Source organism: Longimicrobium sp. (assembly GCF_036399255.1).
In the GTDB taxonomy this organism is placed as follows: Bacteria; Gemmatimonadota; Gemmatimonadetes; order Longimicrobiales; family Longimicrobiaceae; genus Longimicrobium.
Window position 1 is genome coordinate 1 of sequence record NZ_DASWNM010000113.1, and the last position, 9,788, is coordinate 9,788.

3 protein-coding genes and 1 tRNA gene are annotated in these 9,788 nt (G+C 73.4%); 1 reads left to right on the forward strand and 3 read right to left on the reverse strand.

Translation table 11 applies throughout. The features are described 5' to 3' along the window. Together VGC13_RS20860 and VGC13_RS20865 are read right to left on the reverse strand one after the other, a co-directional pair. The coding region (locus VGC13_RS20860; protein ID WP_331127220.1) for an amino acid adenylation domain-containing protein at window positions 1-7,499 on the reverse strand (7,499 nt) is incomplete at its 3' end. A gap of 390 nt (window positions 7,500-7,889) precedes the next feature. After that, on the reverse strand, window positions 7,890-8,654 hold the full coding sequence (locus VGC13_RS20865; protein ID WP_331127221.1) for an SDR family oxidoreductase: 765 nt from the start codon (window positions 8,652-8,654) through the stop codon (window positions 7,890-7,892). A 570-nt stretch (window positions 8,655-9,224) separates the two neighbouring features. Between VGC13_RS20865 and VGC13_RS20870 the strand changes: the two genes are divergently transcribed. After that, window positions 9,225-9,298: transfer RNA gene (locus VGC13_RS20870), tRNA-His, on the forward strand. Window positions 9,299-9,463: 165 nt separating this feature from the next. Here the strand turns inward: VGC13_RS20870 and VGC13_RS20875 are convergent. Then, window positions 9,464-9,788 (reverse strand): hypothetical protein (locus tag VGC13_RS20875; protein WP_331127222.1); only part of this gene is annotated, 325 nt, incomplete at its 5' end.

Genomic DNA, 9,788 nt, shown 5'->3' on the forward strand with positions numbered 1-9,788 from the left:
TCCAGCACGTACAGCCGCAGGTCCGCCAGCTGCCCGCCGATCACGCTCGCCACGCCCGGGTCGCGCAGCTCGCGCCCGGTGACGGCGTGATGGGTGACGTGCACGCACGTCTCCGTGATCCCGTACATGTTCACGAGCCGCGGATGCGCGGGGCCGTAGCGGTCCAGCCAGGGGCGCAGCGACGGGAAGTGCAGTGCCTCGCCGCCGAAGACCACGTAGCGCAGCGCCTCCAGCGGCTCCGGCGCCTTTGCGTCCGCCTCGATCAGCTGCTGGAAGGCGGAGGGGGTCTGGTTGAGGACCGTGACGCCCTCCTCCCGCAGCAGCGCGCGGAACTGCTCCGGCGAGCGGCTGACCAGGAAGGGGACGACGACGAGCCGGCCACCGTACAGCAGCGCGCCCCAGATCTCCCAGACGGAGAAGTCGAAGGCGTAGGAGTGGAACAGCGTCCACACGTCCCTGGCGCCGAAGCCGAACCTGCCGTCGGTGGAGGTGAAGAGCCGCGCCACGTTGGCGTGCGTGAGCATCGCCCCCTTGGGCCGGCCGGTGGATCCGGAGGTGTAGATGACGTACGCCAGCGCCTCCGGACCGACGTCGGCCGGGAGATCTTCATCCCCCTCCGCCGCGATCGCCTGCGCATCCCCGTCCAGCAGGACGCGGGTGATGGAGTCGTCTTCGATGCGGTCGAGGAGCGCGGATTCCGTCACCAGCACCGCGATCCCCGCATCCTCCACCATGTAGGCCAGGCGGTCGGCGGGATAGGTGGGATCGAGCGGCACGTACGCGCCGCCGGCCTTGAGGATGCCGAGGATGCCGGCGAGCATCCCCGTGCCGCGCTCCATGCAGAGCCCGACGCGCGACTCGGGGCCCACGCCGTGGCGGCGCAGGTGGCGGGCAAGGCGGTTGGCGCGCGCGTTCAGCTCGCCGTACGACAGCGACTCGCCGTCGAAGGAGACGGCGATGCGGTCCGGCGCCTCCGCCGCGCGCGCCTGGAAGCGGCCGTGCAGCGTGAAGACGGGAAAGGCGTCCGCGGGCGGATTCCACTCCCGCAGCACCCGCGCGCGCTCCGCGCCCTCCAGGAGGGGCAGCTCGGAAAGGCGGCGCTCCGGGGTGGCGGCGGCGGCCTCCAGCAGCACGCGCAGGTGGCCGATCATCCGCCGCACCGTCTCGGCGTCGAACAGGTCGGCGCGGTACAGAAGAAGGCCGCGCACCTCGTGCTCGTCCTCCTGCAGCGAAAGCCCCAGGTCGAACTTGGTGGCCTGCACCACGGGCGGAAGCGGCTCCATCCGCACCTCGCCCAGCCGCTGCTCGCGCGACTCCAGGTTCTGCAGCGCCAGCGTGGCCTGAAAGAGCGGCGTGTGCCGCAGCGAGCGCTCGGGCGCCAGCTCCTCCACCAGCTTTTCGAACGGCAGGTCCTGGTGCGCGTACGCGCCCAGCAGCGTTTCGCGCACCCGCCCCAGCAGCGCGCGGAAGGTGGGGTCGCCCGACAGGTCGCCGCGCAGCGCCAGCGTGTTCACGAAGCAGCCCACCACGCCTTCCACGCCGGGGTGCGTGCGCCCGGCCACCGGGGCGCCAACCACCACGTCCTCCTGCCCGGAGTACTTCGACAGCAGCGCCTGCCACGCCGCCAGCAGCGTCATGAACAGCGTGGCGCCCTCGCGGCGCGCCAGCGCGCGCAGCGCCGCCGTCAGCTCCGGCGGCAGCGCCACCGGCTCCGCCGCGCCGCGCGGGCTCGCCACCGCCGGCCGCGGGCGGTCCGTGGGCAGCTCCAGCACCGCGGGCGCGCCCTGCAGCCGCGACTTCCACCACGCCAGCTGCGTCTGCAGCACCTCGCCGCGCAGCCAGCCGTGCTGCCACGCCGCATAGTCGGCGTAGCGGAACGCCGGCTCCGCCAGCGGCGACGCCTCGCCGCGCGCAAAGGCGCCGTACAGCGCCGAAAGCTCGCGCGCCAGCACCGTCTGGCTCCACCCGTCGCTCACCACGTGGTGCGTGGCCAGCAGCAGCACGGCCTCCTCGTCCCCCGTGCGGAACAGCCGCGCGCGGAACAGCGGCCCGTGCCGCAGGTCGAACGGGGCCCACGACGCCTCCGCGACCCGCCGCGCCAGCTCAGCCGGGCGCTCCGCCGCCGGCAGCGCGCGCAGGTCGTCCACCGCCGGCAGCGGCCCCTCCACCGCGCCCACCGCCTGCACCGGCTCGCCCGCCGCCACGCCGAACGACGAGCGCAGCCCCTCGTGCCGGCGCACCAGCTCGCGCAGGGCGCGCTCCAGCGCGTCCGCGTCCAGCGCCCCCGCCAGCCGGTAGGCGGCGGGAAGGTTGTAGGCGGCGCTCCCCGGCTCCATCCGCTCCAGGAACCACAGCCGGCGCTGCGCGAACGAGAGCGGCCACGGCCCCTCGCCGGCGGCGCGCGCCAGGGGCGGAAGCTCCGCCGCGCCCTCGCCGCCCCGCGCCGCCTCCACCCGCGCGGCCAGCCCGGCCACCGTGGGCGCGTCGAACAGCGCCCGCACCGGCAGGTCGACCCCGAAGGCGGAGCGGACCCGCGAGATGACCCGCGTGGCGCGCAGCGAGTGGCCGCCCAGCTCGAAGAAGCCCTCGTGGGCGCCCACCCGCTCGCGCCCCAGCACCTCGCACCAGATCCCCGCCAGCAGCTCCTCCACCGGCGTGCGCGGCGCCACGTACTCCGCGCCGTCCGCGCCGGCGTCCGCCGGGGCGGGAAAGGCGCGGCGGTCCACCTTGCCGTTGGCGGTCAGCGGAAACGCGTCCAGCACCACGAACGCCGCGGGAACCATGTACTCCGGCAGCAGCGCCCGCAGGTGGGCCCGCAGCTCCGCGGCCTGCGGCGCCTCGTCCGCGCCGGCCGCCACGTAGGCCACCAGCCGCTTTTCTCCGCCGCCGTCCGCGCGCGCCATGGCCAGCGCCTCGCGCACCGCGGGGTGGGACAGCAGCGCCGCCTCCACCTCGCCCGGCTCGATGCGGAACCCGCGCACCTTCACCTGGAAGTCGGCGCGCGCCAGGTACTCCAGCCGCCCGTCCGCCAGCCGCCGCACCCGGTCGCCCGTGCGGTACATCCGCGCGCCGGCGCCGGGCGAATAGGGGTCGGGAAGAAAGCGCTCGGCCGTGAGGTCCGCGCGCCCCACGTAGCCGCGCGCCAGCCCCGCGCCCGCCACGTACAGCTCGCCCGGCACGCCGGGGGGAAGCAGCCGCAGCGCCCCGTCCAGCACGTAGTTGCGCAGGTTGTCCACCGGCCGGCCGATGGGGGGCGTGCGCGTGGTCCCCTCGCCCTCGCGCTCCGCCACCCCGGCGGTGCAGCACACCGCCGTCTCGGTGGGCCCGTAGCCGTTGACGACGAAGAAGGGAAGGTCCGGGCGCGCAAAGGGGTGCAGCACGTCGCCCCCCGCGATCACCCCGCGCAGCGGCGCGTCCGCGGGCCACTCCAGCGCCATCATCCCCTCGGCCAGCGGGGTGGGGAGCACCGCCTGGGTAATGCCGCGCGCCAGCATCCAGTCGCGCACCGCCGCGGGCGACAGCCGGGTGTCGTCGTCCACCACGTGGATGCTGCCGCCCAGCGACAGGTACGGCCACACCTCCAGCACCGACGCGTCGAACCCCGCGCCCGCCAGCTGCGTGGCGCGGTCGGCCGGGGTGATCTCCATCGACCGCTGGTACCACGCGCACAGGTTGGCCAGCGCGCGGTGCGGCACCATCACCCCCTTGGGCCGCCCGGTCGATCCGGAGGTGTAGATGACGTACGCCAGGTGGTCCAGCCCCACCGGGATCCCCGGGTCGTCCTCCGCCCCCTCCGCCGCCGCCGCCTCGTCCAGCTCCTCGATGCAGACCACCGCCGCGCCGGTGTCCGGCACGCGCGGCAGCAGGGCGCGGGAGGTCAGCACCACGGGGACCGCCGCGTCTTCCAGGATCCACGCCAGCCGGTCCGCCGGGACCGCGTGGTCCAGCGGCAGGTAGGCGGCCCCGGCCTTGAGCGCCGCCAGGGCGCCCGTCAGGAACGCCGCCGAGCGCTCCAGGTACACGGCGACCGGCTGGTCCGGGCGAACACCCAGCGCCACCAGCCGGTGGGCCAGGCGGTTGGCCCGCCGGGCCATCTGCGCGTACGTCAGCGCCCCGTCCGCCCCCCGCACGGCCGGCGCGTCCGGGGTGCGGGCCGCCGCGGCGTCGAAGCCGCGGTGCACGGGCACGGGCTCCAGCGCGCGCGCCGGGCCCGTGGCCTCGGCCAGCGCCTGCGCCGCCTCGGCGTCGTCCAGCAGGGGGATCTGGCGAAAGTCGCGGTCCGGGTCGGCCAGCATGGCCTGCAGCAGCCGGTCGTGCAGCCGCACCAGCCGCTCCACCGTGGCGCGGTCGAAGACGTCGAGGCCGAACTCCCACAGCGACTCGATCTCGTCCTCCGGCGCCCCGGCGCGCGACTCGGCGCGCGGCATGGTGGTGACGTTCAGCTCAAACTTGGACGACCCGTTGTTCAGCCCCTCCACCACCTCCAGCGTCACGCCGGGGAGCTCCAGCGACGGGTACGGCGAGTCGTGGAAGTTGTAGGCGACCTGGTAGATGGGCAGGTGGCCCAGCGAGCGCTCGGGGCGCACCGCCTCGACCACCTGGCCAAAGTGCACGTCCTTGTGGGCGTACGCCTCGCGGGCGGTGGCGCGCACCTGCGCCACCAGCTGGCGAAAGGTGCGCACCTCGCCCAGCCGCGCGCGCAGGGCCACCGTGTTCACCACCATCCCGATCAGCGGCTCGGCCTCGCGCCAGCTGCGATTCGCCACGCTGCCGCCCACGCAGAAGTCCTCCTGCCCCGTGGTGCGGTGCAGCAGGGCCTCGAACGCCGCCAGCATCACCATGTACAGGGTGGCGCCGTTTTCCCGCGCGTACGCCCGCGCCGCGCGCGCCGCCGCCGGGGGCACGCGCACCCGCATGGACGCGCCGCGAAAGCTCATCGCCGCCGGGCGGGGACGGTCGAAGGGAAGCTCCAGCACGGGGTCGGCCCCGTGCAGGGTGCGGCGCCAGTACTCCAGGTCGGCCCGCGCGCGGTCGCCCTCCATCAGCCGCCGGTGCCACGCCGCGAAGTCGGCGAACTGCACCTTCAGCTCGGGCAGCGGCGACGGCTCGCCCCGCAGGTACGCCGTGTACAGCGTGGTCAGCTCGCGCAGGAACACGGCGAACGACCACCCGTCGTGGACGAAGTGGTGCTCCACCTGCAGCAGCAGCCACTCGTCGTCGGCCAGGCGCAGCAGCCGCCAGCGGATCAGCGGCAGCTCCGAGAGCACGAAGGGAACGCCGAACGTCTCCGCCATCCGCCGCTGCACCTCGCCGTCGCGCTCCGCCCCCGCGGCCAGGCCGCGCAGGTCGTCCACGGGAAGGGTGACGGCGAAGGGGGGATGGATGGCCTGCACCGGCTGGCCGTCCAGCTCGGGAAAGGTGGTGCGGAAGATCTCGTGGCGGCGGACGATCTCCGTCAGCGCGCGCTCCAGCGCCTCCGTGTCCAGCGTCCCCCGGAAGCGGATGGAGCCCTGGAAGTTGTACGACTTCATCCCCGGGGCCAGCTCCTGGAAAAACCAGATCGCCTCCTGGGGAAGGGACAGCGGGAGCGGCCGGTCGCGGGGAAGGGGGACGATGGGGGGCAACTCCTCGGCCGCCGGCCCCGCCGCGTCGATCCGCGCCGCCAGCGCGGCCACCGTGGGCGCGTCGAACACCGCCGACAGGGGGATCTCCACCCGCAGCGCCTCGCGCAGCCGCGTCACCACCTGCGTGGCGCGCAGCGAGTGCCCGCCCATGTCGAAGAAGTCGTCGCCCGCGCCCACCCGCTCCACCCCCAGCACCTCGGCCAGCACCTCGGCCACTCTGCGCTCGGTTTCGGTGCGCGGCTCGATCCAGGGACGCCGGCCGTCCTCGCCAAAGCGGGGCTCGGGAAGCGCCCCCCGGTTCACCTTGCCGCTGGGAAGCAGGGGAAAGCCGGGGACGAAGACGAACGCCGACGGCACCATGTACTCCGGCAGCCGCTCGCGCAGGTGGGCGCGCAGCGCCGCCGCGTCGGGGGCGGGCTCGCGCGCGGCCACCCACGCCGCCAGCCGCCGGTCGCCGCCGTCGTCCGCGCGCGCCGCCACCACCGCCTCGCGCACCGCCGGGTGGGCCAGCAGCGCGGCCTCCACCTCGCCCGGCTCCACGCGAAAGCCGCGGATCTTGACCTGGTGGTCCAGCCGCCCCAGGAAGTCCAGCCGCCCGTCCTCACGCCGCCGCGCCCGGTCGCCGCTGCGGTACAGCCGCGCGCCGGGCTCCGCGGAGAAGGGGTCGGGGACGAACTTCTCGGCCGTGAGCCCGGGCCGGTTCAGGTAGCCGCGCGCCACCCCGTCGCCCCCGATCAGCAGCTCGCCCGCCTCGCCCTCCGCCACTTCGTCCATCCCCTCGTCCACCAGGTGCACGCGGGTGTGGGCGATGGGCAGCCCCAGCGGCAGGGGCTCCTCCACCGCGCCGGGCGAGGGAACGGGGTGCGTGGTGGTGAAGGTGGTGCCCTCGGTGGGCCCGTAGCCGTTGATGACCGTGCACCCGGGAAGCGCCTCCAGCGCGCGGCGCACGTGGCCGGGCCACAGCACGTCGCCGCCGGCCAGCAGCTGGGTCACGCCGCGCAGCGCGTCGGGGTGCGTGTCCACCATCTGGTGAAAGAGCGCCGCCGTCAGCCACAGGGTGGTCACCCCCTGCGCGCGGACGAACTCGCCCAGCTGGCCGGGGGTGGGGGTCCCGGCGGGGTGCACGGCCAGCCGCCCCCCGTTCAGCAGCGCCCCCCAGATCTCGAAGGTCGAGGCGTCGAACGAGGCCGGCGCCAGCTGCAGGAACACCTCGCCCGGGCCGACGCGCGCGAACGGGTTGCCGCGCACCAGCCGCACCACGCCGCGGTGGGGGACGGCCACCCCCTTGGGGCGGCCCGTCGAGCCCGAGGTGTACATCACGTACGCCAGCCCCGCCGCGTCTCCCTCGATCTCCAGGTTTTCGTCGGCTTCGGCGGCGGTCGCGCCGGCCTCGGCATCCAGCAGCAGGGCGGTGATGTTGTACGCAGGGAGGCGGGAGAGGAGCGCGGTGCGGGTGACGACGACCCGCGCGCCCGCGTCGTCCAGGATGAACGCCAGCCGCTCGGCGGGGAGGGCCGGGTCCAGCGGCAGGTAGGCGCCCCCGGCCTTCAGCACGGCCAGCAGGGCGACGATCAGCTCCGGGCCGCGCTCCAGGCACACCGCCACGCGGGTCTCCGCGCCCACGCCGCGCGCGCGCAGGCGGCGCGCCAGGCGGTTGGCGCGCCGGTTCAGCTCGTCGTACGACAGGGTGCCGCCGGCAAACGAGAGCGCCGGCGCGTGCGGGGCGCGCGCCGCCTCCCCCTCGAACAGGCGGTGGATGCGGGCGTCGCGGGCGTACCGGCGATCCCCGGCGTCCCCGCCCCCCTCCGTCCGCGCGTCCCCGCTGGGCAACACGAGCCGAAAGGCCTTGGGCGGGCCGGACGGAACCTGCGTCATGAGCTCTCCGTGGGGTGTTCGGGCTGGGTCTCTGGTGCGGCGCTCCGCGGACAGCGCCGCGGATCACGATGCCCTGGTTCGCGGACCGGCCCTGGTGGGCGCGGTGGGCGCGGTCCGCCGGGCGTGGGGCCCGGGGGCGGGAACGACGCGGCCCCGCACCGGATAGCTTCCCGGCGGGCATCCGCGGAATGGATCGTGGAGAATGAATCGGGCTGCGAAGGAATAGTGGCTTAAATTCCTTGTGGCGTCAACCGTGTCTGCGGGGCCGGCGCGCAACGCCGTGCGCCTGCGCGGCGGGGAGCCGCGCGCGGACGGAAAAGTCGGAAAAATTTGGCGCGTGTGAAGTCACCGGTTGCGCAACCGGAAGCACCTTGCGTGCGCCGCCGCGGGTCACACGTCGGCGCCGCCGTCCACCTCCACCACGCGCCCGGTCACGTAGCCGCACTCCAGGATGTAGCGCAGCGTCAGCCACACCTCGTGCGGGGTGCCGAAGCGCCCCAGGGGAATGTCCGACAGCAGGTGGGCGCGGGCCTCGTCCGAGATGTTTTCCAGGATCGGCGTCTCGATCACCCCGGGCGCGATCCCCGCCACGCGGATCCCGTAGGGGGCCAGCTCCAGCGCCCAGGTGCGGGTGGCGGCGTCCAGCCCCGCCTTGGAGGCCGCGTAGACGGACTGGCCCGCGTTCCCCACCCGCGTCATCGACGACAGGTTGACGATCACGCCGCCGGCCGCCCCTTCGTCCTCCAGGATGGCGGCCGCCACCTCGCGCGCCACCAGAAAGGCGCCGGTCAGGTTCACGTCCAGCACGCGCTTCCATTGGGCCACCGGAAGGCGCCTGATCCAGCCCCCTTCCTCCTTTACCAGCAGCCCGTCCAGCAGCACCCCCGCGTTGTTCACCAGCACGTTCAGGCCGCCCATCCGCTCCGCCGCCTCCTGGACGAACCCCTTCACCGCGGCCTCGTCGGTCACGTCGGCGGTACGCGCGTGCACCGGCCCGGGCAGGCCCGCGCATTCGCGTGCCAGGCGCTCCAGCCCCGCCGCGTTCACGTCCACCGCCACGACCGCGGCCCCCGCGCGTGCCAGCTCCTGCGCAAAGCAGTACCCCAGGCCACTGGCGGCGCCGGTGACGATGGCCTTTCCCTCTTCCAGTCGCATGCCTTCTCCGCGTGGACGCCTTCAGCCGGGAATTCGTTTTTTCAGGTTCCTGAATGATAACCATTCGTAGTCGCCGTGCAACGCTTTTACCGACATAGATCGTAAGATGACATGAAGGGTTTGCCGTGGCCGCGGCCCCTCCTCCATCGCTGCTCCCCTGGAGGATCTGCCTCACGCGGAGGCGCGGAGACCACGGAGACGCAGATGAGGGAAGTAGGGACAGCAGATGAGGGAAGTTAGGGACAGGGAGCACTGTTCTCTCTCTTTCTGAGGCCCGTTTTCGCCGGGCCGGATGCTGCGCCAGGGAACCACGTATAAATAAGGAAGGGCGGGGGAGCCCGTGTTGGGCCTCGGTTCCTCTTGTTCCTCCGACCCCGTGTCTGTCGGCGGACCCGCCATCCCGGGGGCGTTGTTTCTTGCGCGATCATGGCGAATCGGCGGCTCCACCCGCTTTTATGCCGCGACCACTTGCGTAATCGCGGCTTCTTTCACAAATTCGTGGCCTGTCGGACGAGCGCGGCGTCGGGGACGTACGGAGGACGCCGGTCGGGCAGGGGTTGAAAACACACGGTGAGCGTAGCTCAGTCGGTCAGAGCGCCGGATTGTGGTTCCGGAGGTCGCGGGTTCGATCCCCGTCGCTCACCCCTTCAGCACAGCGGACCCCCGCGAGCCAATCGCGGGGGTCCGCTTTTGCCCCTCTCCAGGGTTGCCCCGCCACGACGGAAGTCGACGGGCGCCGGCGGCGAAGGAAAGGGGTTGACGGAGCGGAAACACTCGTTTATACTTGCGGCCCCTTCGCAGTCAGACCGTCACACGGCGGTCACGAGGATGCGAGACGGGGTTGACGGGGCCGGATGAGGCTGATAGCTTGTAGGGCTGTCGCCTGAACCGGCGGCGGGTTGGCCGAGCGGCAGAAGTTTTGAATTCCGCCCCTTGACCCGGACGCCTAAGTGGTTTAGATTGAAGGCGTTGAGAGTGACGAGGCGGTTCTGGAAGCGAAAAACTTTCTCACCGCCGCCCCTTGACGAAGCGAGTCGAGGGTGATAGATTGAAGGGCTGCCACGAACGAGGGCGGCGATGACGGAAGAGGTTGACGCGGCGGCCGGGTGAAACTGGCCGGATGCGAATGAAAGC

What these genes read in the sequence shown, in the direction of transcription:
- VGC13_RS20865 (WP_331127221.1), bottom strand. Translation starts at nt 8,654, where the DNA reads ATGCGACTGGAAGAGGGAAAGGCCATCGTCACCGGCGCCGCCAGTGGC.